The organism is Paraburkholderia sediminicola, from assembly GCF_046026855.1.
Taxonomy (GTDB): domain Bacteria; phylum Pseudomonadota; class Gammaproteobacteria; order Burkholderiales; family Burkholderiaceae; genus Paraburkholderia; species Paraburkholderia sediminicola_A.
Genome location: NZ_JAQQET010000009.1, coordinates 116512 through 141245, shown reverse-complemented (window position 1 = coordinate 141245; position 24734 = coordinate 116512). Strand labels below are relative to the sequence as shown.

The window sequence follows — 24734 nt, the reverse complement described above, 5'->3', positions numbered from 1 at the left end:
TGACAAGATAGCGACACCAGACCTAGCCAAAGAAGACTCCGCATGACCGAAGAAGTGTCCCCGCAGCCCGCCGCGTATGTGCTGGTCGTCGATGACGACGAAGGCATCTTGCGGCTCGCGCGCAAGTCGCTTGAACGCGCCGGCTGCCGGGTCGCCATCTGCGCGGGCGTCGAAGCGGCCCGCGAGCGGCTCGCCGTGGGCACGCCCGACCTGCTGGTGCTCGACTACCAGCTCAGCGGACCGGAGACCGGCCTCGACTTCTTTCGCCGCTTGCGCGCGGAAGGGGTGCGGATCCCCGCCATCCTCGTGACCGGTTTCACTGACGAATCCCGGGTGATCGAAGCGTTGCGCGCGGGCGTATCCGACGTGGTGCCGAAATCTGGCGACTACCTCGATTATCTGCCTGAGGCTGTTGAACGGGTGCTCTCGCAAGTGCGCTTGCAGAAGGCGTCGGACGATGCCTTGCTGCTGCGCGACCGGGAACAGCATTACCGGACATTGTCGGAGGCGTTGCCGCACCTCGTGCTGACCTGCAATGCCGCGGGGGATTGCGATTTCCTTTCGAAGCAGTGGTTCGACTACACGGGATTGGGGGAAAGCAGTTCGTACGGCCTCGCGTGGCTCGATGCGGTGCATCCCGACGATCGTGAAGAGATTCGCCGTACCTGGCTCAAGGCGGTGACGAGCGGCGCCAGTGATTATCGTCACGAACTGCGGATTCGCCGCCACGACGGCGAATATCGCTGGTTCGACGTCCGCGCCGTTGCTATGCGCGACGCCGAAGGCAATGTCAGCAAATGGTTTGGCAGTTGCACGGACATTCATCCCCAGCGCGAGGCGATCGAGGAACGCGAGCGTCTACTTGCCTCGGAGCAGGCTGCCCGCCAGATCGCCGAAGAAGCCAATCGTGCGAAAGACCGCTTCCTCGCCATGCTGTCGCACGAATTGCGCACGCCGCTCACGCCTGTACTGGCGGGCGCCAGCGTGCTGGAGATGATCCCGGATCTGCCCGATCAGGCGCGCGCGAGCGTGCGTATGATCCGCCGCAACGTCGAACTCGAAGCGCGCCTGATCGACGACCTCCTCGATCTCACACGTGTGGCGAACGGCAAGCTGCGTCTGTCGCTCGAAACCGTCGACGTGCATGAGGTGATGGACAGCGTGCTCGAACTCTTTCACAGCGAGATTCAGGTCAAGCAGCAGGACGTGCACGTCGGCAAGAATGCGCAGCACCATTACGTGCTCGCCGACCGCGCGCGCTTGCAGCAGATGCTGTGGAACCTGATTCGCAACGCCGCCAAGTTCACGCCGGACGGCGGCCATATTTATGTGCGCACGCAAGATGAACGCATGCACGTGCAGATCTCGGTCGAGGATACAGGCATCGGCATCGAGCCCGAGCAGATCGGCAAATTGTTCAACGCGTTCGAGCAAGGCAACCAGAACATGACGCGGCAATTCGGCGGCTTGGGTCTCGGTCTCGCGATCACCAAGGCGCTGACGGATGTGCATGGCGGCACGGTGGTCGCCCAGAGTCCGGGCGCGCACTGCGGGGCGACTTTCACGATCACGCTGCCGACCGCCGCCGCGCCTGCCCAATCAACGCCCGTTGCCGCGCCTGATGAGGTGCATTCTCCCGGCCCGCTGACTATTTTGCTGATTGAAGACCACGTGGATACCGCCGAGGTGATGGGGCAACTGATTCGCAGCCTGGGTCACGACGTGACCACCGTGGGCCGTGTGGACGATGCGTTGGCTGCTACCCAGACGCAGACGTTCGATCTGGTGATCAGCGATGTAGGCTTGCCCGACGGCACCGGTCTCGATTTCGTCAAAGCGTTCCGCGAGCATTCGGATGTGCCGGCGGTCGCGTTAACCGGCTTCGGTACCGATGAGGATGTGCGCCGCTGCCTGAGTGCCGGCTTCACTTCGCATCTGACGAAGCCTGTCAATTTTGGACAACTCGAGGCGATGATTGAAAGCGCGGTGAATCAGAAGGCGGAAAAGGACGAAAGGGACGAAAGGGACGTTTAGTGCGTTCGCGGGGTCGACGGGGTCGACTGCGGCGGTGTAATTTGCACGCGGCACGAAAAAGGCCTGTGGCGATTTTTTCGCAACAGGCCTTTCTTTATTTGCGCCGGCTAATGGGCCGGCGCGAATGCTTAAGTTCGCTTAACGCGGCGCCGCGTTTTTCAGTGAATCGCGGATTTCACGCAGCAGCACGACGTCTTCCGGTGTCGGCGGCGGCTCTGCCGGCGCGGCTTCAGCGGGCTTGCGCAGATTATTGATGAACTTGACCATCAGGAAAATGATGAACGCGAGGATCACGAAGTTGATGGCCACGGTGATGAACGAGCCATAACCGAACACCGCCACGCCAGCCGTTTGCAAGTCTTTATATGACTCGGGACTGCCTTTGAAGCTGGCGGGAATATCGCCGAGGCGAATGAACTTGTTGGAGAAATCGAGGCCGCCAGTGGCAACACCGACAACCGGCATGATCAGGTCTTTAACAATTGAATTGACGATGGTGGAAAATGCGCCGCCGATAATCACACCGACGGCGAGATCCATTACGTTGCCTTTCAGGGCAAATTCCTTGAATTCCTTGACCATGCTCATATACGTTCCTCCCAGAAGTCGATAATCGAATCATACCAATCTGAGAAGGATAGGCTAGTCTTTTGGCAAGGAAAGAACGGAATGACCTTACTCTGGAAGCTGTGACTGACTATGGCGCGCCCGCTCGATATGCGCGGCAAAACTGACCGGGTCGGTATTGGTGCCGCATAGCAGCACGCCTACGCGTTTGCCTTGCAGCTTTTCGCGCAGCGGCCCGAGCAGCGCTGCCGTAGCTGCGGCGCAGGCCGGTTCGACGGCTAGTTTCAGTTGTCCGAACAAGGTCAGCATGGCTGCGCGCAACTGGTCGTCGGATACGGTGACGAGCTGGTCGATATGACGGCGGCACAATTCGTAGCTGTATTCCTCGGTATGCGGCGAAGCCAGTGAATCGGCGATCGTGTGCATGTGGCCCAACTTGACCGTGTGATTGGCTGCGAAGCTTTTGCCCATCGCATCCGATCCCTCCGGTTCGACGCCGTACACGTGCACCCGCGGATTCGCGAGCCGCATGGCGGTGGCCACGCCGGCAGCGAGACCGCCGCCGCCGATCGGCACGATCACCGCTTCGAGGTCGGGCGTTTGCGTGGCCCATTCATAGCCAAGCGTAGCCGAGCCCAGCACGGTGCGATAACCGTTGAACGGGTGCACGAAATAGCGGCCTTCCTCCGCCTCGATACGGCGCACCAGTTCGAACGCCTCGGAAATGTTTTCCGCGAACACGATGTCGGCTTGATACTGCCGGCACAAGGCAACGCGTGCCGGATTGGCCGCACGAAACAACACGACCTTCGCGCTGACGCCGAGACGCATTGCCGCGTACGCGACCGCCACCGCATGATTGCCGCCCGATACACAGGTCACGCCTGCACTGCGTTGCGCTTCGTCGAGCGCGAGCAGGTTGGTGAACGCGCCACGCGCCTTGAAGCTGCCGCCTGCCTGCAGCAATTCGAACTTGAAATTCACGACCGTGCCTTCCAGCGACGGAAAGTCGAGCCGGTCGAATACGGGCGTTCGCGTCACCCACGGCGTCAACGCAAAGTGCTGCGTGGCGATGTCGTCGAGTGTGGGGATCGGCTCGCCGTCGATCGTATGGTCGGTGTGCTGCGGCGTGGCGGTTGACATGGTGTGGGCGTGTTTTTCCTCGATATGGCTAAGACTATTTTTGCAGCGATCAGTTTCAGTGCGCGTGCGCGTCCACCGACATGCTGTGAATGAATTTCTGCAGGAAACGTTCGCATGCCACGAGCTGATCCAGCGCCACGAATTCGTTGGCTTTGTGCGCCTGCTGGATGTCGCCGGGGCCGCACACAATGCTCGGAATGCCCGCCAGCGAGAACAGCCCGGCTTCGGTGCCGTACGCGACTTTGCGCTTGTCCTGGTCCGCGGTCAGCGCGCGCACGAGTTGCGTGATCGCGGCTTGTTCAGACGAATCGAGGCCGGGGGCCGCGGCGATTCTGGAGATTTCGATGGCCGCGGACGGATGCTCGCGCAACATTTTCGGCAGCAGCGTTTCGCGTGCATATTGATCGATGCGCGCGAAGATCGGTTCGGGATCGAGCGTGGGCAGGTTGCGAAATTCGAACTGGAACTTGCATTCGGCCGGCACGGTATTGATCGCGTTACCGCCAACGATCGTGCTGGTTTGCGCCGTGGTGAAGGGCACGTCGTACAGTTCGTCGAACGGGCCTTGCTCGCGGAATTGATCGGCCATATCGCGGATGTAGCAGATCAAACGCGCGGCGTATTCGATGGCGTTCAAGCCCTTCGGCGTAAGCGAGGAGTGCGCCGCCTGGCCGCGCACGCAGCATTGATACGCGTTGATGCCTTTGTGCGCCACGATGGGGCGCATGCTGGTCGGCTCGCCGACGATGCAGCCGTCCGGCTTCACACCGCGCTTCATCAGATCTGCAATCAGGAGCGGCGCGCCGACACAACCCACTTCCTCGTCGAACGACAAGGCAAAATGAATCGGCTTGGCGAGCCGGGTGCGCTGCATCTCGGGCACGAGCGAAAGCGCTGCGCCGATAAAGCCTTTCATGTCGCAGGTGCCGCGGCCGTACAGCTTATCGCCGCGAATTTCCGGGCTGAACGGATCGCTGTCCCATTGCTGACCGTCTACGGGCACTACGTCTGTATGGCCCGACAGCACCACGCCGCCGTTAGTCTCGCCGTCGTGCGCGGGAATCGTTGCAAACAGATTGGCCCATTTGCCGCTTTCGTCGTGGGTGAGCGTGGCTTCGATGCCAACTGCGCGCAGTTCATCGCGCACGGTCTCGATCAGACCAAGATTGGGGTTACGGCTCACCGTGTCCATCGACACGAGACGGGTTATCCAAGGGAGCGAGGCAGGCAGCGTTGCAGGCGAGGAAGAATTCGATTCAGAGGCGGGTGTTTGCGAGGACTGCGCTGATTCAGCGACGTGAGACATGACAAGACTCCAGCATTTGAGTCTTTCGATCATACCCAAAAAAAACTCACCCGTATGCTGCGGCGCGCGTTTGCGCACCGCAGCATGAATGAAAAACGGCTAGACGTACCCCGTTTTTTCAATGGTGCCGGCGTGGGTGCCGCGTGGGTGTCGGAGTCTGCGCCGGGTGTTGACGCGATCCCGGTGCATCAGCACGCGTCAGCACGCAAGAGCACGACCCGTTAGCGCGCAACGGCCGTGGCCGCCGTGCCGCGGCTCGGTGTTCCGAGTGCGCGCAAGGTTTCTTTCACCGTTGCCACACGCACGGCCAGATCCGGGCTGCGCGTTTCAATACGCAGCTTGTCCTGGCCCGCGAGCTTGATGTGCTTGTGTTTCTGCACCATCTCGATGATCCGCATTGCGTCGATCGGCGGATTGGGGATGAACTGCAAGCCGATCACCGTTTCGCCCGCGTCGATTTTCGAAATGCCCAAAGGCTTGGCCGCCAGACGCAGACGATGTGTCTCGACGAGCGCATGCGCTTGCGGCGGCAACTTGCCGAAGCGATCGATCAATTCCTCCTGGATGTTGTCGATCGAATCGTTGTGTTCGCAATTGGCGAGGCGCTTGTAGAGCGACAGACGTTCCTGCACGTCGCCGCAATAGTCCGCCGGCAAAATCGCGGGCGCGTGCAGATTGATCTCGGTGGTCGCGGCGAGCGGTGCGGTGAGGTCCGGCTCTCTGCCTTCCTTGAGCGCCTTCACAGCGTCGTTCAGCATGTCGGTGTAGAGCTGGAAACCGATCTCCTGAATTTCGCCCGATTGCTTGTCGCCGAGCACTTCACCGGTGCCACGAATCTCGAGGTCGTGCATCGCGAGATAGAAGCCTGAACCGAGTTCCTCCATCTGCTGGATCGCTTCGAGACGGCGCTGAGCCTGCTTCGTCAGACCTTGCGGGTCATGCACCAGCAGATACGAGTACGCCTGGTGATGCGAGCGGCCCACGCGGCCACGCAATTGATGCAGTTGCGCGAGGCCGAACTTGTCGGAGCGGTGAATCAGGATCGTGTTGGCGCTCGGCACGTCGATACCGGTTTCGATAATCGTCGTGCACAGCAGAACGTTCGCGCGTTGCGCAACGAAATCGCGCATCACGCGTTCGAGTTCGCGCTCATGCATCTGCCCATGCGCGACCGCGATACGTGCTTCGGGCACGAGCGCTTCGAGCATCTGCCGGCGATTTTCGATCGTCTCGACTTCGTTGTGCAGGAAGTAGACCTGGCCGCCGCGTTTCAACTCGCGCAACATCGCTTCGCGAATCACGCTGTCTTCTTCGCGACGCACGAAGGTTTTGATCGCGAGGCGCTTTTGCGGCGCGGTGGCGATCACAGAAAAATCGCGCAGGCCTTCGAGCGCCATGCCGAGCGTACGCGGGATCGGCGTCGCGGTGAGCGTGAGTACGTCGACTTCGGCTCTGAGTGCCTTCAGCGCTTCTTTCTGACGCACGCCGAAACGGTGTTCCTCGTCGATGATCACGAGCCCCAGCCGCTTGAACTGCACATCCGACGACAGCAGCTTGTGCGTGCCGATCACGATATCGACCGTGCCTTCGTTAATCTGCTGGATCGACGCGTTGACTTCCTTGGTCGACTTGAAGCGCGACAATTCGGCAATGCGCACCGGCCAATCCGAGAAACGGTCGGTAAAGGTTTGTGTGTGCTGTTCGGCGAGCAGCGTGGTGGGCGAGAGCAGCGCAACCTGCTTGCCGCCCATCACCGCGATGAACGCCGCACGCAATGCCACCTCGGTCTTGCCGAACCCGACGTCGCCGCACACGAGGCGGTCCATCGGTTTGCCGCTCGTCATGTCGCCGATCACGGCGGCAATCGCTGCGGCCTGGTCAGGTGTCTCCTCGAAGCCGAAGGTCTCGGCGAACTTCACATAGTCTTTCGGTTCGAGCGCGAACGCATGGCCTTCGCGCAGTGCGCGACGGGCGTACAGGTTTAACAGCTCTGCCGCGGTGTCGCGGATCTGCTGCGCGGCTTTGCGTTTGGCCTTTTCCCACTGACCCGACCCGAGCGAATGCAATGGCGCGCTTTCCGGATCCGCGCCGCTGTAGCGCGAGATCACGTGCAACTGCGCGACCGGCACGTAGAGCTTGCTGTTGCTTGCGTATTCGAGGTGCAGGAACTCGGTCTCACCTTCGCCGAGGTCCATCGTCACGAGGCCCATATAGCGGCCGATACCGTGCTGCGAATGCACGACCGGATCGCCGATCTTCAGCTCGGACAGATCCCGCACCATCGAATCGACGTTGCTGGCCTGTTCCTGGCGGCGCCGTCCCGAGCGGCGCGCGAGCGGGCCGTACAGCTCGGTCTCGGTGATGACCGCGATGCCGTCGACGGGCACCGCAAAACCGTTGGCTAGCGGCGCGACGCCGAGCGAGAAACGCGAGTCGCCGACCAGCCAGTCCTGGAAGCTGTCGCTCGAGGCGGGCCTCAGATGATTGTCGGCCAGCAGTTGCAACAGCGTTTCGCGCCGGCCGGCCGATTCAGTGGCAAAGAGCACGCGGTTCGGCGTGGTCTCGAGATAGGCGCGCAGTGCGGCGACCGGATCGTCTGCATGGCGGTCGAGCGCGAGACTCGGCAACGGCACGGACCAGCCGCCGCCCGCGTTGGCAGGCAGGACGAGCCGTGCGAACGGCTTGGCGAACGTAAAGAAGTCCTCGTCCGACAGGAACAGACGTTGCGGCTCCAGAATCGGCCGGTCGCGATCGTGCGAGAGGAAGTTGTAGCGCTGCCGGGTGTCGTTGGTGAAACGCTTGATCGCCGCGTCCAGATCGCCCACAAACGCCAGTTGGGCGCCTTCAGGCAGGTAATGGAACAGCGTCGCCGTTTCTTCGAAGAAGAGCGGCAGGTAGTATTCGATGCCCGCCGACGGCACGCCGTTGCCGATATCCTTATAAATCGAGGCGCGGCTCGGATCGCCCTCGAAGGTCTCGCGCCAACGGCTGCGGAATGCCGTGCGCGCGGCTTCGTCGAAGGGGAACTCGCGGCCTGGCAGCAGACGCACGTCTTTCACCGGGTAGAGGCTGCGCTGGGTGTCCGGATCGAATGCGCGGATCGAGTCGACCTGGTCGTCGAACAGGTCGATCCGGTACGGCAGGGGCGAGCCCATTGGATACAGATCGAGCAGCGAACCGCGCACGCAGTATTCGCCGGGACGCACTACCTGGCTCACGTGCTCGTAGCCGGCGAGCGTCAATTGCGCTTTGAGCCTGGCTTCGTCGAGGCGCTCGCCTTGCGAGAAGGAGAACGTGTAGCCGGCCATGAACGAGGCAGGCGGCATCCGGTACAGGGCAGTGGTGGCGGGCACCAGCAGGATGTCGCAGCGGCCTTCGCCGAGATCGTGCAGCGTGGCGAGGCGCTCGGAGACGAGATCCTGGTGCGGTGAGAACGTGTCGTAAGGCAGCGTTTCCCAGTCGGGCAGCAGGCGCACGCGTGCCTCGGGCGCGAAAAAACCGATTTCCTGCGCCAGGCGTTGCGCGTCGACGGCACTTTCGCAGACGACCGCCAATAGCGGCACCTTCTCGCGATAGGCCAGATGGTAGCGGGCGATCAGCAGCGCATCGGACGAGCCATGCGTGCCGTCGAAGGCAAAACGCTGGCCGGCCTTGACGAGCGCGACGGGCGGGGAGTACTGCGATGATGCGGCGATGTCTGGCATAGAAGAGAAAAAGCGGCCTCAGGCTCACACGTGATCGGCAAGTTTACGCGTGTCAGGGCGTAGATGCGAAGGACCTATTATAAAATCCGTCCTTTACTTTTACTTCGCGGCGTCCGCACTCGTGACTTCCCGTCTATTTGCCCTGATTCCGTGCGCTGGCACCGGCAGCCGTTCCGGCGCCGCGATGCCCAAACAATATCGCACTGTCGCCGGCCGCGACATGTTGCATTACTCGCTGGCGGCATTTGACGCCTGCAGCGAGTTTGCGCAAACCCTTGTGGTGATTGCCCCCGACGACCAGCACTTCGACGCCCGCCGCTTCGGCGGCTTGCGTTTTGCCGTGCGCCGCTCCGGCGGGGCATCGCGCCAGGCGTCGGTGCTGAATGGCTTGCACGCGCTGGCCGAGTTCGGCGCGCACGACGACGACTGGGTGCTGGTACACGACGCCGCGCGGCCGGGTATTACACCGGCGCTGATCCGCACGCTGATCGGCGCGCTAAAGGACGACGCGGTGGGCGGCATTATGGCCTTGCCTGTTGCGGATACCTTGAAGCGGATCGACTCGGGTTCGTCTGACGGGCGGATTGCCCGTACCGAAGCGCGCGATGGCCTATGGCAGGCGCAGACGCCGCAGATGTTCCGTATCGGCATGTTGCGCGAGGCGATTCTGCGCGCGCAGGCCGACGGCCATGACCTGACCGACGAAGCGAGCGCGATCGAGTGGCTGGGACACGCGCCCAGATTGGTCCAGGGCAGCTTGCGCAACTTCAAGGTCACTTATCCGGAAGACTTCGATCTGGCCGAGGCGATTCTGTGCCGGCCCGCTTCCGCTTCCTGATTCGACGATTTCAATTTTAATTAACGGGCTTGACGCATATGGATTTCAGAATTGGGCAGGGATATGACGTGCATGCGCTGGTGCCGGGACGTCCGTTGATTATCGGTGGCGTGACGATTCCCTATGAGCGCGGGCTGCTCGGGCATTCAGATGCGGATGTGCTGTTGCATGCCATTACCGATGCTATCTTTGGTGCTGCCGCGATGGGGGATATTGGGAGGCATTTTTCCGATACGGATGCCAGATTCGCGGGCGCGGATAGCCGGGTTTTACTGCGCGAGTGTTTTGCTCGCATTAAAGCCGCTGGGTTTTCTATTGCTAATGTGGATGGCAGTGTGATTGCGCAGGCGCCTAAGCTGGCACCTCATATCGAAGGGATGCGCGCGAATATCGCTGCGGATCTTGACCTGCCGGTTGAGCGGGTTAATGTTAAAGCTAAAACTAATGAGAAGCTGGGGTATCTCGGGCGTGGGGAAGGGATTGAGGCGCAGGCTGTGGTTTTGTTGATCAGGAGTTGAGGTTGTAGCTTGTTATTCTGGATGCCTGCGGTGTTGGGATTTCCTTGATTTGGTTGCCTGCGCGGCGCTCGTTTGTGTTTTTATGGTTTTGGCCTTTCCTTGTTTTCTTATTGGATTATTAGCATCGCCCCGCATAGGGGCAACGCTAATAGACCAATATCAATTCAAGGAAAGGCCAAAAAGCCAGATCAAGGAAACGCAAAAAAACACACCCGCGCAGCGAAAAAAAACTTAACTCCCGCTGCGCGAAAAAAAACTACTTACCCTCAGCAGCAATACACTGCGCAGCAGCGTTAACCACCGCCGCGATGCGCCCCACATCCCGCAATTGCGTAGAACTCATCCCTTCAGCAACAAGCGTATCAAAATGCGACTTCACGCAAAAATGACACTTACCAATAATCGAGGCCGCCAACGCATACATCTCAAATCGTCGCTTATCCACACCGCCATGCGACGCATAAGCATTCATCCGTAACTGCGCCGGTTGCGATTTCAAGTCCGCGTTATCCGTCATCTCGACATACGGATACCAGACGTTATTCATCCCCATCAACGCAGCTGCAGTGAGCGCGCCGTTCGTCTCTTCCGGCGACAAAACCCCGGCATTGCGAATCGCGTCGATAATCACCGTGCTCTTCGCCGCAAACGCCGCCGCCAACGCCACGCCGACCGCGTCATTCCCCTCCAGCGACGAGCGCGCAATCGTCCCGTCCAGATTCAACCGAATGTCCTTGGCGTAGTCAGGCACGAGCGCCTTAATCGAAGACAAGAATTCCATTGACATCTCCTATCAGGTTGTCGATAAAAAAGCCCGCTGGCTTTTCAAGCTTAGCGGGCTTCTGACAGCACTGCTTACAGCGTTGCGCCGCCGACTGCGCGGTTGCAAGGGCACAGTTCGTCCGTTTGCAGACCGTCGAGAATACGCAGCACTTCTTCCGGGTTACGGCCGACGTTCAGGTTGTTCACCGAAACGTGTTGAATCGTATTGTCCGGATCGACGATGAACGTTGCGCGCAGTGCCACGCCGGCTTCCTTGTCGCGTACGCCGAGCTGGTCGATCAACTCGCCCTTCACGTCGCCAAACGCATAGTGGTTCAGCTTGCTCAGATCCTTATGCTCACGGCGCCAGGCCAGCTTGACGAATTCGTTGTCCACGCTGCCGCCGAGCAGCACTGCGTCGCGCTCTTCGAAATCCTTGGCCAGCTTGCCGAATTCGACAATTTCCGTCGGACACACGAACGTGAAATCCTTCGGGTAGAAATAGATGATCTTCCACTTGCCCGGGAACGACTGTTCCGTGATCTCTTCGAATGCCGACACGCCGTTTTCTTCGTGATTGTTGAAGCCCGGCTTGGCAGCAGTAACGGTAAACGCTTCGACTTTATCGCCAACGGTTTTCATGCGAGTGCTCCTTCGTGTGATGGAAAAACAGCATGTTGAGGCTACCAGCTCGTCGTAACGAGCACGTTACACGTATTCGAATATAGCTCTATTAAATTATCCGTTCAATAGTTTTTTCCTAATGCCCTGGATAGTTATTATTCAACGAGACCGACGGTCGCACCGGCAGGGCGATGCCCTTTCCGGTCAGACACCTTTTGCAAGCGGGAACTCGATCGTTACTTCCAGACCCGGGCCTGGCGTGCGATTGCGCAGGCGTAACGCGCCGCGGTAACGGCCTACCAGCCGCTGCACAATTGCCATGCCAAGGCCCGTGCCATTCGCCTGGGTGCGCGCCGAATTCACACGATAGAACGGTCGTGTGACAAGCGCCAGTTGGTCTTCAGGAATACCGGGGCCTTCGTCGACCACGGACAACTCGACCCGCGAGTGCGACACACGCGTTTCCAGAATCACGTGCGGTATCCCGTCGCCGTCGCTCAAACCATACTTGCGCGCGTTCTCCAGCAGATTGCCGACCACGCGGCGCATGTCGGTCTCATCCGCCTCGATCACGGCCGATGGCGCGAGGCGCGTGATCAGCCGCATGCTGTCCTCGCTTTGCATCCGCGCGGCCAGTTCGCCTGCAATCACGGAGAGATCGACTGGCTCCGGCACGCGCTGCACCGGACGGGCGTAGTCGAGGAATCGGCCGATGATCATGTCCATCTGTTCGATGTCGTCGACCATCGCATCTTTGGTGGTCTGGTCTGACGGGCTCATTTCGGTTTCGAGCCGCAGCCGCGCGAGCGGGGTGCGCAGATCGTGCGAAATCCCGGCGAGCATCAGCGCGCGGTCAGCCTCGAGTTGTTCGAGGTCCTGCACCATCTGGTTGAAGCTGCGATTGGTCTCGGCGGCGACACCCATGCCGCGCTCGGGCAAAGGCTCCGGCGACTGACCGGAGCCCACTTTGCGCGCGGCCATGGCGAGCCGGGCGAACGGACGGTTCACGAGGCTGGTGATGAACGCCGCGCCGAACAGTGACAATGCCAGCGCGAATACGCCCCAGCCGGCCCATTGCAAGCCGGTCGCGTTGTCCAGTTGATCGCGGTCGAGCGCCACCCAATAGTCGTCGTCGTCGATCTTGAAGCTGATCCAGACGCCGGGGATGTCGTTGACGCTCTGCGCGATGACCGTGTCGTCGCCAAGGCGGCCGCGAATGTCGTGCTCGATCAGCCGGTTCAGCGACTCGTCAGGCTGCAGCTTGTACTTGTCGGTGGTTTCGCGCGGATACACGCGCACCCCTTCATTGCTTTCCAGATCCTGCAGCAAGGCGCGCCGCAGGTCGGGATCGGAATAGAGGAGTGCGGTGCGCGTGAGCTTGACGATAGCGACCAGTTGCAACGCCACGCGCTGTGCGCGCGGCTCGCGTTCGATCACCCGAAAGCTCTGGAACCACGCGGCGAGACTGACTGCGATCAATAAAGCGATCAACAGAAAGGTCCGCCAGAAAAGGCCGCCGAACGCGAGCGTCAGGAGGCGCCGGTCGATCCGCATGGGCCCTTCTTATCTGAAATCAAAAACGGGAGGTGAGAACAAACTCAGGCTGCACCGTCAGGAATGAACACGTAGCCAAGACCCCAGACGGTCTGAATGAAACGTGGGCTGCCCGGATCAGGTTCGATCAGCTTGCGCAGACGCGAAATCTGTACGTCGAGGCTGCGGTCGAACACTTCGTATTCACGGCCGCGCGCCAATTCCATCAGCTTTTCACGCGACAGCGGCTGACGCGGGTGACGTGCAAACACCTTGAGAACCGAGAACTCACCCGTGGTCAGCGGAATTTCCTGGCCGGCTTTGGTGAGTGTGCGGGTGGCAAGATTCAGCGCGAACTCGCCGAACTCGAACACTTCGGTGGTTTCGGACGGCGCGCCCGGCAGCTCCGAAGGCGACTGGCGACGCAGCACCGCATGGATCCGCGCAACCAGTTCGCGCGGGTTGAACGGTTTGGGCAGATAGTCGTCGGCGCCCATTTCGAGCCCGACAATACGATCGACGTCTTCACCCTTGGCCGTCAGCATGATGATCGGCGTGCGGTCGTTGCTGCCGCGCAAGCGGCGGCAGATCGACAGGCCGTCCTCGCCGGGCAGCATCAGATCGAGCACCAGCAAGTCGAAGCGCTCGCGCACCCAGAGCTTGTTCATGGACGGCGCGTTCTCGGCAACGTAGACATTGAAGCCCTGTTCACCGAGGTAGCGGCGCAGTAGATCGCGCAGGCGCGGATCGTCGTCGACGACGAGGATTTTCGAAGGGTTTTTAGTTTCCATGGTCGGCATCTTAGCGCGATTAGAAAGGGGTGCGCGGTTGCATCATTTATCGGGTTACAGTCAGTTACAAAATTTACCCGCACTGTGGCACGACGTAAAGCACGGGCAGGTAGACTCCTTTACTCAATGCGGCTGTTCGGTGGATACTTCACTCGACTAAAACTCTCGCACCCGGCTCGCTACCGGGGTCTGTATACGCATTTGAGGTAGCCGGTTGCCGCGCCACGAAGGGAACAACATGAAGGGAGGGGTTTGGCCGAATGTGCGCCTAAGCGTAATTGCACTGGCGGTAGCCGGGACGCTTGCAGGCACACTGGGACCAACGCTCGCTCACGCCCAGCCTTCGGCCGACAGAGCTGCGAGCGAACGCGCCCCCAGGTCGGCTAATTCCAGGGCGAATCGCCACAACCTCAACAACGACCGCCCAGCATCAGACGCGATGTTGCGCACTGCAGTTCCCCCCGATCTCGATCAACGTCGTCGTGATGGTCATATGACGCCGGACGAACGGCGCCTGTTACGACAGCATATCGAAGACGCTGTCCGCGAACTCTACAAACGCTAGCTATTTCCGTGCCCGCTCCGGGCACGCCGGTCGCGTTTTCTCCGTGCGTGAAAGATTTCGTTGCACTTCCCCCGTCAACTCTCCCGTCCCGTCTGCCGTTGAGCCGCTAGAGCATAGTGCGTTTTCCACGCACGAATGCCTTTTCGTGATGTCCCGCAACCGGATGATCGATGATGAAATTGCTGACAGGCGGGCATGGTGGCCGATGGCTTGCAATCACTGCCACCGCGCTCGCGGCGGTGACATGGTGTGCGCCGGCATCGGCCGTGCAGCAAGGCGCCTCGCTGGTGCCTCACAACAGGCATCGCGCGCCGGCTGCCGCGTCGGCTGCTTCTCCTGCTGACCAGAACATCCTCGACGCCGACGACGCACGCTTCTTCCTGACGCGCGTCGGGTTTGCGCCCGATAGTAACGAAGTCGCGCAGTACGTTGGACTCACGCGAGAGCAGGCCGTCGACAAGGTGCTGGCGACAGCCCGGACCGAAGCCGTCACGCCGCTGCCGGACTGGGTGCTCGAACCGATCCCGACACGCGAAACGCGTAAAACATGGACAGACGAGCAACGCCGCGACGAACAACGACTGCGCGGTCAGCGTTACGAATTATTACGTGCGTGGTGGGTGCGCGAGATGCTGAGCACGCCGTCGCCGCTCACCGAGCGCATGACGCTCTTCTGGCATAACCACTTCACGTCGGGCCAGGACAAGGTCCAGTATCCGCAGCAGATGGCGCAGCAGAACATGCTGTTGCGCCGTGATGCGTTCGGCAATTTCGGCGAGCTGTTGCACGACGTCGCGAAAGATCCGGCGATGCTGCAATACCTGGATGGCGCGAGCAATCGCAAGGGCAAGCCCAATGAAAACTTCGCGCGGGAAGTGATGGAGCTGTTCACACTCGGAGAAGGGCACTACACGCAGCGCGATGTATCGGAAGCCGCGCGTGCCTACACGGGGTGGAGTCTCGATCCCGACACGCAGGCGTACGTATGGCGCGCCAACCAGCACGACGACGGCGACAAGACCGTGCTGGGTCAAACCGGCCCGTTCGACGGCGATCAGGTGCTCGACATCCTGCTTGCACAACCGGAAACCGCGACCTTCGTCACGACCAAGCTGTGGCGCGAGTTCGTCTCCGATACGCCGGACCCCGCTCGCATCGCGCCAATCGCCGCGCAGTTCCACGCGAGTCACTACGACATCAAGGTCGCGCTGCGCGGCCTCTTCATGAGCGATGCGTTCTGGGGCGACGACGATCGCGGCGTCCTTGTGAAATCTCCGGCTGAGTTCGTGGTCGGGACACTGCGCGCGTTCGACATCGGCTATGGCGACACTGCACCGTTCGCGGCGCAAATCCGCACGCTCGGCGAGAACCTGTTCTACCCGCCGAACGTCAAAGGATGGCCGGGCGGCACGATATGGATCAACAGTTCGACACTGCTTGCGCGTAAGCAATTCGTCGAGCAACTGTTTCGGGCAACGGAAACCGCCGGTCCGCGGCGCATGAACAATCCGGCGAGCGCAAAGATCGCGGCGAGTAGCGTACCCGGCAATATGCAGGCGAATCCGCCGATGCAGCGCGCCATGGCGCGAGTCGGCCAGGCCGGCCAAGGCGGTGTACGCTTTGACATCGACGCGTGGCTCGCGCATTACAACACCGCACCGACGGCGAAGCCAGGGTTGTCGGCCGAGCTTCAGTTGCAGCACGCGGTCTTGCCGCTCACGCCGGTCGACGCGATCGCAACCGATTCGACCGCCAGCGCCTATCTGGAGGCATTGCTGATGGACCCGGCTTATCAGTTGAAGTGAGCCACTACGATGGCCGACGGAATTGAGCAGCTCAACCGTTTAACCAGATCGGCAGCGCAAATGAACGGTCCGTCGAAGGCGGCAGGCGGGACACGCGCCATGACAATCGAACGAGGTGCAGGATGAAACGACGCAGCTTTCTCTCGATGGGTGCAGCCGCCGGCGCGACGCTCTGGCTGCGGCGCGCATTCGGTGCGCAAGCGGCTGCTTTGGGCGCTCCGGCGAACCGCGGTTACGGCAACCTGCTGATTCTCGTCGAGTTGAAGGGCGGTAACGACGGTTTGAATACCGTGATTCCGTTTGCCGATCCCGCTTACTACCAGCTGCGCAAAAACATCGGCATCAAACGCGAGCAGGCGATTCAACTCGACGAGCGCACCGGGCTGCATCCGTCGTTGCAGCCGCTCATGCCGCTATGGCAAAGCCAGCAACTGGCGATCGTGCAGGGTGTCAGCTACGTGCAACCGAACCTGTCGCATTTCCGCTCGATCGAGATCTGGGACACCGCGTCGCGTTCGGATCAATACTTGCGCGAGGGCTGGCTCACACGCGCATTTGCGCAGGCGCCGGTGCCGCCCGGTTTTGCGGCCGACGGCGTCGTGATCGGCAGCGCCGAAATGGGGCCGCTCGCCAACGGCGCACGCGCGATCGTGCTGGTCAATCCGGCGCAGTTCGTCAAGGCTTCGCGCCTCGCCACACCGGTGTCGCTGCACGAGCGCAATCCGGAATTGGCGCACATTCTCGACGTCGAGAACGACATCGTGAAAGCCGCCGACCATCTGCGTCCCACACAAGGTCAGCTGCAATTGAAGACCGTGTTTCCCGGCGGCGCATTCGGCAGTTCGATCAGGACAGCCATGCAGGTGCTCGCCGCTGGCGACGCCCCGAAGGCAGTTCCCGTCCGGGGCACGCCGCAGGAACAGCCGCGCAGCAGGCAGGGTGTCGCGGTGATCCGGTTGACGCTGAACGGTTTCGATACGCATCAGAACCAGCCCGGCCAGCAGGCGGCGCTGCTCAAGCAACTGGCCGAAGGGTTTGCGTCGATGAAATCGGCGCTTGTGGAGCTCGGCCGCTGGGACCAGACGCTGGTGATGACCTATGCGGAGTTCGGCCGCCGCCCACGTGAGAATCAGAGCAACGGCACAGACCACGGCACCGTGGCGCCGCATTTCGTGATGGGCGGGCGAGTGCGCGGTGGTTTGTATGGCGTGCCGCCGGTGCTCGCGCGGCTCGATGGCAATGGCAACTTGCCGGTCGGCGTCGATTTCCAGCAACTTTACGCGACGGTACTCGGGCCCTGGTGGGGACTCGATGCGTCCTCGATCCTGCAGCAGCGGTTCGAGCCGCTGCCGTTGCTACGCGTCTGATAGCGCACAGCGCTTTTCCTCATCAGTATGAGGCGCCAGCCGTTGTGTTGCCCGCTTGATTCGCTTAGCCCGCTTATCTGGCGCGCCATGCGATCCAAAGTTTGCGGATCGGTGTCAACGCGATGCGCTGATGCAGCACGTGATAGCCGTCACGTTCGATTTCGTCCAGCAGCGCCAAGGCGAGTGCCGCCTGCGCCACCAGCGTGCGCTGCGAGCGGCGTTCACTTGCGGGCATGGCGGCGAGCGCTGCTTGTATCGCATCGCGAGCCCGCTTGGTCTCGAAGCGCATCAGCTCGGTAAACGCGTCGGAATATTTCCGATTGATCAGATCCGCGGCGGTGACGTTAAAGCGCTGCATTTCGTCGATTGGAATATAGATGCGGCCCTGGCGCGCATCATTGCCGGTTTCGACCACCAACTGCGCAAGCAGCAGCGCCTCACCGAGGGGTGCCGACCAACTCGACGCCTGCGCGGCGTCTTTCGCCGTAGCCCGCGCGACCAGCGACGCGAAGGCGCCGCCAACACCTTGCACATAGCGCCGCAGATTCGGGTAATCGAGATAGCGCGCCTGATCGAGGTCCATTTCGAAACCGGCAAGCAACGCCTGCAGCGCCGGATACTCGGTCTGCACGTCGGGTAAGTAAGCCGCCAGCGCTTTCGAAACCGGATGCGACGGCGAGCCCGAAGCCAGCGCGGCGATTTCGTTTTGCCACCACGCGAGTTTGGTGCGGCCGATGGCCGGATCGCTGGTTTCTTTAACGGTTTCCTCGAACTCGCGGCGCAGCGCAAACAGCGCAGTCAGGAGCGGTTGGCTTGCCGCGGGCGCCTGACGAAGCGCATAGTAAATGCTCGATCCGGGCGGCGCCGCTTTCTGCTGGCAGTATTCGTCGAAATTCACGGGATTGGAATGTGGGGAAGGGCAGGCGAAGAAGGGCACGGTATGCGTGCGTTTAGCCAAAAATTGTAGCATCGACGCCCCTCGGACAGATGCATGACCAAATGCAGACAAGCGCGGATCAATCGGTTAGAATCTCGCGCTTACGCTTTCGGGCGCGGGTTTTTAACGCGGCCGTGGGCATGCAGGACATCGGGCAGGGCGCACAGCGTTTTGCCCGGCTGCGAGGGTGGCGAAATTGGTAGACGCACCAGGTTTAGGTCCTGACGCCCGCAAGGGTGTAGGGGTTCGAGTCCCCTCCCTCGCACCATCCATATGTAGCAGAGAACCCCGTTAAGTCTTCCGGCTGACGGGGTTTTTTGTTGGCCTTTCGTTGCCGCATGGTTTGCGCCGGGCCTCGCGGCCCGGCATGCGCTCATGCGTCCGGTGCCGGCGCCTGCTGTTCGGCCTGCGTGCCTGGCAACTCGGCTTGCGTGGCGCCTTCGAGAAAGCGGCGGGTCGATTCGAACGCCTGCAACATCGGATCGGGCCATGGCGTTTGCAGCATGACCGCCTGGTGGTTCTCAAACGCCGACGACAACAGTTTTGCCAATTCAGGCGAGCGCAGATGACGTAGCAGCACGCTGACGGCGATCGCCGTCGCCTGGCTCGCGCCGGCGGTTTGAAGTTCTGAGGCGGTGAGAGCCGCTACCTGTTTGTTGATGTCCACTGAAACTTCCCTGGATGAAATGGGGGTGATCGAAGGCCCGGTGGCCGATACCGAATTTTGACATGGTTGGCGGGTTGCGGCGAATGCGGCTGCCTGGTGGGAGCTACCGTATTCGAAGCGTGACGATGTTTTTTTAGCGCAGTTAATCTATTAAGCGATATGCAGTGGGATACCGCTCTCCGGTTTTGTCCCAGGCAATCGGATACCGACCGAGCCGCGCAAGGGCGCAGCCGATATCCACTGTCAGCCATATTGTGCAGATAGTTAATCTGCGTTCGAAGTGCATTGGGCGCATGGCGTTAGCGATGGCTGCGCCGGGCCGTTTCGGTCGTAAATTCGGCAACAAGAATCAATATGCATCGACGAATAAGCGTCAGCATTCGACCTAGCCGGCTCGATGGTTAAAAAGCGCGATTTACATGGTATTCTGCGCGCCGATTTTGGCTGTATTGCTAACGCAATACGCGTGGATTAATCCGTGCGACAAACGGACTTCGCAGCAGAAGACAAAAAAGAGGGATGCGATGAGCGTGATATTTGCCGTGATCGGCGCGGTGGTCGGGATGCTGGCCGCCTTGTCGAACGATTTCCCAATCGGCTACGGTGGGCTGATGGGCGGGGTGGCCGGCTTTGCGCTCGCACGGCTATTGCAAAAAAAGTCACCAGGCGCCGCGAACAAGCCTGTGCCGAAACCGGCGGCGACCGATAACTGGACTATACCCGGCAGCCCAGCCGATGAACTAGCTGTGCGCGTCGAGCGACTCGAGCGCGAAATCGCCGGTCTACGCGGTGAGGTTCGCGAGTTGCGGGCCAGCGTTACGGGCGTATCGGCGGCCAATACGGCGGACGGCGAGCCTGTGACGTTCACATTGCGGCCTGCCGATGTCGTGCCGCGTTCGTATGCGATCCCGCCCGTGACGGGACAGAAGCCGCATCACGAGCCTGCGGCCGCGCCAGCGCAGCCGGCCGCCGTACACCCGGCAGTGAGCGACAGTGCGGTCACGCCGCCTGCCTCGGCCGGCGCGCCTGCATCAAGCGAACAGACTGCGGTGAACAGGCAGAATGCTCAGCCGCGTAGCCCGATGGCTTTGACGCCGTCCGCCGAGCCGTCGTTGCCGCCATCGCTTGCCACCGAACCGCTCACACCGCAAACGCCGTCCGCGCCACCTTCGTCGTTCACACCTCCGCGTGGTCCAGGTCTCGCGGAACGCCTCTTCAAAAGCGGCCGCGACTGGCTGTTTGGCGGCAACACGGTCGTGCGGGTCGGCATCATCGTGCTGTTCTTCGGCATTGCGTTCCTGCTCAAATACGCGGCCGACAACAGCCTGTTGCCGATCGAATTCCGTCTCGCTGGGGTTGCGCTTGCCGCGACCGCCTTGCTTGGGCTCGGCTGGCGCATCGGTGAGCGCCGCGGCGCGTATGGGTTGATCCTGCAGGGTGGCGGCGTCGGCGCGCTCTACCTGACGGTGTTCGCCGCCACGAAGCTCTACCACCTGTTGCCGGCGGGCGCGGCTTTGCCCCTGATGATCGCAATCTGCGGCCTGAGCGCGTTTCTGGCGGTGCGGCAGAACGCGTCGTCGCTGGCCTTCATGGGCAGCGCGGGCGGCTTTCTCGCACCGGTGCTTCTGTCGACAGGCGGCGGCAGTCACGTCATGCTGTTCAGTTACTACGCGTTGCTCAACGCGGGTATTTTCGCGATCGCGTGGTTCAAGGCATGGCGTCCGCTGAATCTGCTCGGCTTCGTGTTCACGTTTTCGATCGGCGCCGCGTGGGGCGTCACGGCGTACCGGCCTGAACTGCTTGTCAGCGCCGAGCCGTTCCTGATCCTGTTCTTCCTGATGTATGTCGGCATCGCCTTGCTTTACGCCGTGCGCCGCGAGGTCGCGCTCAAGCATTACGTCGACGGCACGCTGGTGTTCGGCACGCCGCTCGTCGCGATCGGTCTGCAAGCGGCACTGATGAAGGGTACCGAATTCGGCCTGGCGTGGAGCGCAGTCGCGCTGGCGGCGTTCTACCTGGCGATTGCGGGCTGGCTGGCGCCGCGGCGCGCGCGCCTCGGCATGATGTTCGAGGCCATGCTCGCGCTGGCCGTAATCTTCGCCACGCTCGCTGTGCCGCTCGCTTTCACCGGACCGACCACGAGCGCGACCTGGGCAATCGAAGGCGCCGCGATCACCTGGCTCGCCGTGCGCCAGCGGCGCCTGACGGCCTTTGGCTTCGGCCTGCTGATGCAGCTGGCCGCTGCGGGCGCGTACGGTGTCGGTACATTCGCGATCGATGGCGCGCATGCGTGGCCGATCCTGAACGGCGCGTACATTGCGACCGTGCTGATCGCGGTCGCGGGCATCTTCACGGGATGGCGGCTGCATGGGCGCAGCGAGGCGGTCGCGTGGCACGCATGGATGCCGCAGATCGGCCTCGTCGCCAGCATGTGGGGGCTGTTGTGGTGGATCATTGGCGGTCTCAACGAAATCCACACGTACGCTCACGCCCATCTTGCGTACGATGGCGATCGTTTCCAGACTGCCGCCGTCGCACTGTTCGCTGTGCTGACGGCGTGGCTCGCGCACGGCACGCACCGCAAGCTGCGGTGGCCGCTCGCGGAACTGTCGGCGCTGGCGCTGGTGCCGGTCCTCGCGCTGCTGACGTTGAGCCTGTTCATGTTGAGCATGGCGCCGGTCAGCGGTTACGGTTGGCTAGTTTGCGCGCTGGCCGTAGCGTCCACCTACCTGCTGCTGTGGCGTCAACAGCGCGACTTCGGCGACCGTGTGCTCGCGCCGCTGCATACGCTGATGCTCTGGACGGCCGGCGCGCTCATCGCGCTCGAAGGTTATTGGGGCTTGCGCGCATACGTGCCGGAAGGCGCATGGAGCTGGAGCGCGTGGGCTTATGGCTTCGGCTTTCTGCTGCTGTTGGTGGCCGGTGTCGGACACCGTTTGCGCTGGCCGGTCGCGCGCTTCGTGCAGGCCTATCAGGTGTGGGCCGCGGCGCCGCTCGCCGCGTTGCTGTGGATATGGAGCATCGCGAGCGTGACAAGCGACGGCAGCGCCGCGCCGCTCTTCTGGCTGCCGATCCTCAATCCGCTGGATGTGGCGCAGATCCTCGCGTTCATCGCCTGCGCCATGTGGTTGCGGCGCCTGCGCACCTTAGGCGTGCACTGGCATCCGCGTGCGTTCGATTACGCGGTGCTCGCGACGCTGTTCCTGTGGTTCAACGCGTTGCTGCTGCGCACGCTGCATCATCATTTCCATGCAGCGTACGATGTCGATGCGGTGTTGGCGTCGTTCAATTTCCAGCAGGTGTTCCTGGTCGGCTGGAGCGTGTTTGCGTTTGCCGGGCTATGGCTCGCGCGTCGCGACAGCATCGTGCGCGTGTGCGCCATCGCGTCGACGCCGCTCGTGCTGGTAATGTGGGTGTGGACGTTCTATGCGAACCTGACGCAGGACGGCGGCGCGTGGGCGCGTCTGCCGCTGCTCAATCCACTCGACCTGGTGCAGGCGGTGATTTTTGCGCTGGCGGCGTTGTGGCTCGTGCGCATCAACCGCCTGGGTGTGCCGGTTGGCGAATATCGTGTGCCATTGCAGGTGGCCGTGGGCGTGACCGGGTTCTTCTGGCTCAACGCGATGCTGCTGCGCACGCTGCATCATTGGATTGGCGTGCCGTACCAGCTCGACGAGATGTCGCGCTCCATGCTCGTGCAGGCTTCGGTGTCGGTATTCTGGACGGTCTGCGCATTGGCGATGATGATCTGGGCGACCCGCCGGGCCAACCGGATATTCTGGTTCATCGGCGGTGGCCTGCTGGCGGCGACTGTCGTCAAGCTATTCCTGTTCGACCTGTCGCACGTGACCGGTATCGAGCGGATCGTGTCGTTCATCGGTATCGGCCTGATGTTGCTGCTGATCGGTTACTTCTCGCCGTTGCCGCCCAAGGCGGCAGTTCTGGAAACTGAGCAATGAAGCGTGTCTTGATGGTGACGGGGTGGTGTCTTGCGATCTCGTCCGTGTGGGTGTCGACGGCGGCGGTCGCGGTCGATCGGTTTGCGCAGCGCTTCGCGCTCGAACTCGAGAGCGGCGCCACCTATTACAGCGTCGCGCTTCCGGCTGCCGTCTACGCCGCCAGCCAGCGCAGCGATCTTGGCGACGTGCGCGTGTTCAATGGCGCCGGCGAACCTGTGCCGTATTCGCTTGAGGCACCACGTGAGCTTTCCCGCGCACCGGCCACGTTGCATCCGGTGCCCTGGTTTCCCCTGCCACCCGCGGCTGCCGGCCGCACCGGCGCACCACTTGGCGTAACGATTGCAACTGACGGGTCGCTGCGTGCAACCATGGCCCCGCCGGCCCGCGCTCAACATGATTCCGACCTGATCGATCTCGGGCGCGAGACGCGGAGGGACGCTCGGGTGGATGCATTGGTCGTGCATGTGCGTGACGACAATTACCAGGGACGTGTCAGCGTCGAATCGAGTGACGATCTGCGTAACTGGCAACCCGCCGGCGAGGCGCAACTGCTCAAGGTCAGCTACAACGGCAGCACGCTGAGCCAGGATCGCATTGAGCTCAACGACATGCGCGCGCGTTACCTGCGGTTGCGCTGGCTTGACGGGGCGCCGTACATCGACTCGATCGACGCTCAGGTGCAGACGACCAGCGCCGGTCCTGCGCAAAGCGCGGAGAGCCAGCGGGAATGGCGCGAAGGCATCGTTGCCCACGCGGGGCCGAAAACCGGCGAGTATTTCTTCGAAACCGGCGGCCCTTATCCGGTCGATCGTTTGCGCCTGAATCTGCCACAGCCGAATACCGTGGCGCCCGCTGTCGTCTACTCGCGTGCGGGGCTGGAGGCGGCGTGGAGAGAAGTCTCGAGCGCGACGCTGTTCCGCTTGCACAACGGCACGGTGGAGCAAAGCAATCCATCGCTTGAACTGGCGTCCGACACGGATCGTCAGTGGCGCGTGGTGGTCGACACGCGTAACGGCGGTTTGGGAAGCGGTCCATTGACCCTCGCTGCGGGCTGGCGTCCGGCGACACTCACTTTCGTCGCACGGGGAGACGGGCCTTTCACGCTGGGGGTGGGGAGTGCGGGTGCGGTGTCGTCGGCGGTGAGCCGGGCGGATCTGCTGATGGGTGCTTCGTCGGTTGTCGTGTCGGCGCGGCTGGGCGAGGCGCTGCTCGTTGAGCAGGACGGCGATTCGTATTCGACGGGCAAAGACCCCGACGCGATGCGGCGCTATATGTTGTGGGCGGCTTTGTTGCTGGCCGTCGGCTCGCTCGGTGCGATCGCCTGGCGGCTTGCGCGCGGTGCTCAGGCGCAGGCTGGGGCTCAGGCTGGCGGTGCGGCTGGTGGAGTAGGCGGCACTGGCGGGGCGGTCGGCGGTGTGCCTGGTGAAGCAGGTGCAACGAGCGCCACAGTGAAAGATGCCGGCACGACCGGCACTCCCGGTGCTGACGGTCAAAGCGCCGGCAAGAACTGACGGCGAGGCGGGAGCACTTTGGCGCGGAGGAATCGCACCGCACCGGGCAATCGTGCCGCACCAGGCAATCGGATAGCGCCGGGAAACTGAGTCTGAGTCGCGC

Annotated in this window: 18 protein-coding genes and 1 tRNA gene; 9 read left to right on the top strand and 10 right to left on the bottom strand. The window is 62.0% G+C overall.

Translation table 11 applies throughout. The annotated features are described in order from the left end of the window. Nucleotides 1-42 precede the first annotated feature (42 nt). Nucleotides 43-2034: a hybrid sensor histidine kinase/response regulator gene (locus PQR40_RS12320; RefSeq protein ID WP_408223014.1), complete on the top strand. Its 1992-nt coding sequence runs from the start codon at nucleotides 43-45 to the stop codon at nucleotides 2032-2034. A 138-nt stretch (nucleotides 2035-2172) separates the two neighbouring features. On the opposite strand, the gene mscL is transcribed toward PQR40_RS12320, so the two are convergent. The 4 genes from mscL to mfd form a co-directional block, all read right to left on the bottom strand. Next, entirely contained in the window at nucleotides 2173-2622 is a 450-nt protein-coding gene (gene mscL / locus PQR40_RS12315) for a large conductance mechanosensitive channel protein MscL (protein WP_408223016.1), read from the bottom strand. Nucleotides 2623-2709: 87 nt separating this feature from the next. After that, nucleotides 2710-3744, bottom strand: a complete 1035-nt coding sequence (locus PQR40_RS12310; protein ID WP_408223018.1) for a threonine/serine dehydratase family protein — start codon at nucleotides 3742-3744, stop codon at nucleotides 2710-2712. A gap of 55 nt (nucleotides 3745-3799) precedes the next feature. Then, nucleotides 3800-5050, bottom strand: coding sequence for an acetylornithine deacetylase (gene argE, locus PQR40_RS12305; RefSeq protein WP_408223019.1), 1251 nt, complete (start codon nucleotides 5048-5050; stop codon nucleotides 3800-3802). A gap of 221 nt (nucleotides 5051-5271) precedes the next feature. Next, a complete protein-coding gene (gene mfd / locus PQR40_RS12300) occupies nucleotides 5272-8754 on the bottom strand; it encodes a transcription-repair coupling factor (RefSeq protein ID WP_408223021.1) in 3483 nt (1160 codons plus the stop codon). A gap of 121 nt (nucleotides 8755-8875) precedes the next feature. Here mfd and ispD point away from each other — a divergent pair, with 121 nt between their 5' ends. Together ispD and ispF are read left to right on the top strand one after the other, a co-directional pair. Beyond that, nucleotides 8876-9592 (top strand): 2-C-methyl-D-erythritol 4-phosphate cytidylyltransferase, encoded by a 717-nt coding sequence (gene ispD / locus PQR40_RS12295; RefSeq protein WP_408223023.1) that lies wholly within the window; start codon nucleotides 8876-8878, stop codon nucleotides 9590-9592. A 38-nt stretch (nucleotides 9593-9630) separates the two neighbouring features. Beyond that, nucleotides 9631-10110, top strand: coding sequence for a 2-C-methyl-D-erythritol 2,4-cyclodiphosphate synthase (ispF, locus tag PQR40_RS12290; RefSeq protein WP_408223025.1), 480 nt, complete (start codon nucleotides 9631-9633; stop codon nucleotides 10108-10110). 256 nt (nucleotides 10111-10366) lie between these two features. On the opposite strand, the gene PQR40_RS12285 is transcribed toward ispF, so the two are convergent. The 4 genes from PQR40_RS12285 to gluR form a co-directional block, all read right to left on the bottom strand. After that, the gene (locus tag PQR40_RS12285) at nucleotides 10367-10891 is read right to left on the bottom strand and encodes a carboxymuconolactone decarboxylase family protein (RefSeq protein WP_325042769.1); all 525 of its coding nucleotides are present in this window, start codon (nucleotides 10889-10891) and stop codon (nucleotides 10367-10369) included. A 74-nt stretch (nucleotides 10892-10965) separates the two neighbouring features. Further along, nucleotides 10966-11514, bottom strand: a complete 549-nt coding sequence (locus PQR40_RS12280; RefSeq protein WP_325042768.1) for a peroxiredoxin — start codon at nucleotides 11512-11514, stop codon at nucleotides 10966-10968. A gap of 186 nt (nucleotides 11515-11700) precedes the next feature. After that, nucleotides 11701-13050: a two-component system sensor histidine kinase GluS gene (gene gluS / locus PQR40_RS12275; protein ID WP_115782905.1), complete on the bottom strand. Its 1350-nt coding sequence runs from the start codon at nucleotides 13048-13050 to the stop codon at nucleotides 11701-11703. 44 nt (nucleotides 13051-13094) lie between these two features. Then, on the bottom strand, nucleotides 13095-13829 hold the full coding sequence (gene gluR / locus PQR40_RS12270) for a two-component system response regulator GluR (protein WP_006048917.1): 735 nt from the start codon (nucleotides 13827-13829) through the stop codon (nucleotides 13095-13097). Nucleotides 13830-14058: 229 nt separating this feature from the next. Here gluR and PQR40_RS12265 point away from each other — a divergent pair, with 229 nt between their 5' ends. The 3 genes from PQR40_RS12265 to PQR40_RS12255 all read left to right on the top strand — a co-directional run bounded on the left by PQR40_RS12265 (nucleotide 14059) and on the right by PQR40_RS12255 (nucleotide 17557). Beyond that, the gene (locus PQR40_RS12265; protein WP_408223028.1) at nucleotides 14059-14385 is read left to right on the top strand and encodes a hypothetical protein; all 327 of its coding nucleotides are present in this window, start codon (nucleotides 14059-14061) and stop codon (nucleotides 14383-14385) included. A gap of 170 nt (nucleotides 14386-14555) precedes the next feature. Continuing rightward, on the top strand, nucleotides 14556-16190 hold the full coding sequence (locus PQR40_RS12260) for a DUF1800 domain-containing protein (RefSeq protein WP_408509071.1): 1635 nt from the start codon (nucleotides 14556-14558) through the stop codon (nucleotides 16188-16190). Nucleotides 16191-16312: 122 nt separating this feature from the next. Next, nucleotides 16313-17557, top strand: coding sequence for a DUF1501 domain-containing protein (locus tag PQR40_RS12255; RefSeq protein ID WP_408509070.1), 1245 nt, complete (start codon nucleotides 16313-16315; stop codon nucleotides 17555-17557). Between the two features lie 73 nt (nucleotides 17558-17630). On the opposite strand, the gene PQR40_RS12250 is transcribed toward PQR40_RS12255, so the two are convergent. Beyond that, entirely contained in the window at nucleotides 17631-18455 is an 825-nt protein-coding gene (locus tag PQR40_RS12250; RefSeq protein ID WP_408223267.1) for a squalene/phytoene synthase family protein, read from the bottom strand. 220 nt (nucleotides 18456-18675) lie between these two features. Between PQR40_RS12250 and PQR40_RS12245 the strand changes: the two genes are divergently transcribed. After that, nucleotides 18676-18762 (top strand) — tRNA-Leu (locus tag PQR40_RS12245). A 105-nt stretch (nucleotides 18763-18867) separates the two neighbouring features. On the opposite strand, the gene PQR40_RS12240 is transcribed toward PQR40_RS12245, so the two are convergent. Then, nucleotides 18868-19161, bottom strand: a complete 294-nt coding sequence (locus PQR40_RS12240; RefSeq protein WP_408223033.1) for a hypothetical protein — start codon at nucleotides 19159-19161, stop codon at nucleotides 18868-18870. 524 nt (nucleotides 19162-19685) lie between these two features. On the opposite strand from PQR40_RS12240, the gene PQR40_RS12235 reads away from it, so the two are divergent. Next, on the top strand, nucleotides 19686-23120 hold the full coding sequence (locus PQR40_RS12235; RefSeq protein ID WP_408509069.1) for a DUF2339 domain-containing protein: 3435 nt from the start codon (nucleotides 19686-19688) through the stop codon (nucleotides 23118-23120). Next, entirely contained in the window at nucleotides 23117-24631 is a 1515-nt protein-coding gene (locus tag PQR40_RS12230) for a DUF3999 domain-containing protein (protein WP_408509068.1), read from the top strand. The genes PQR40_RS12235 and PQR40_RS12230 overlap by 4 nt, the downstream gene beginning before the upstream one ends. Nucleotides 24632-24734: the final 103 nt, after the last annotated feature.

Bases quoted from the DNA above. Each gene is read 5' to 3' on its own strand.
- PQR40_RS12285 (WP_325042769.1), bottom strand. From the start codon at position 10,891: ATGGAATTCTTGTCTTCGATTAAGGCGCTCGTGCCTGACTACGCCAAG.
- mscL (WP_408223016.1), bottom strand. From the start codon at position 2,622: ATGAGCATGGTCAAGGAATTCAAGGAATTTGCCCTGAAAGGCAACGTA.
- mfd (WP_408223021.1), bottom strand. From the start codon at position 8,754: ATGCCAGACATCGCCGCATCATCGCAGTACTCCCCGCCCGTCGCGCTC.
- argE (WP_408223019.1), bottom strand. From the start codon at position 5,050: ATGTCTCACGTCGCTGAATCAGCGCAGTCCTCGCAAACACCCGCCTCT.
- PQR40_RS12235 (WP_408509069.1), top strand. From the start codon at position 19,686: ATGAGCGTGATATTTGCCGTGATCGGCGCGGTGGTCGGGATGCTGGCC.
- PQR40_RS12230 (WP_408509068.1), top strand. From the start codon at position 23,117: ATGAAGCGTGTCTTGATGGTGACGGGGTGGTGTCTTGCGATCTCGTCC.
- PQR40_RS12255 (WP_408509070.1), top strand. From the start codon at position 16,313: ATGAAACGACGCAGCTTTCTCTCGATGGGTGCAGCCGCCGGCGCGACG.
- gluR (WP_006048917.1), bottom strand. From the start codon at position 13,829: ATGCCGACCATGGAAACTAAAAACCCTTCGAAAATCCTCGTCGTCGAC.
- PQR40_RS12265 (WP_408223028.1), top strand. From the start codon at position 14,059: ATGAAGGGAGGGGTTTGGCCGAATGTGCGCCTAAGCGTAATTGCACTG.
- PQR40_RS12260 (WP_408509071.1), top strand. From the start codon at position 14,556: ATGATGAAATTGCTGACAGGCGGGCATGGTGGCCGATGGCTTGCAATC.
- ispF (WP_408223025.1), top strand. From the start codon at position 9,631: ATGGATTTCAGAATTGGGCAGGGATATGACGTGCATGCGCTGGTGCCG.
- PQR40_RS12320 (WP_408223014.1), top strand. From the start codon at position 43: ATGACCGAAGAAGTGTCCCCGCAGCCCGCCGCGTATGTGCTGGTCGTC.
- PQR40_RS12280 (WP_325042768.1), bottom strand. From the start codon at position 11,514: ATGAAAACCGTTGGCGATAAAGTCGAAGCGTTTACCGTTACTGCTGCC.
- PQR40_RS12310 (WP_408223018.1), bottom strand. From the start codon at position 3,744: ATGTCAACCGCCACGCCGCAGCACACCGACCATACGATCGACGGCGAG.
- gluS (WP_115782905.1), bottom strand. From the start codon at position 13,050: ATGCGGATCGACCGGCGCCTCCTGACGCTCGCGTTCGGCGGCCTTTTC.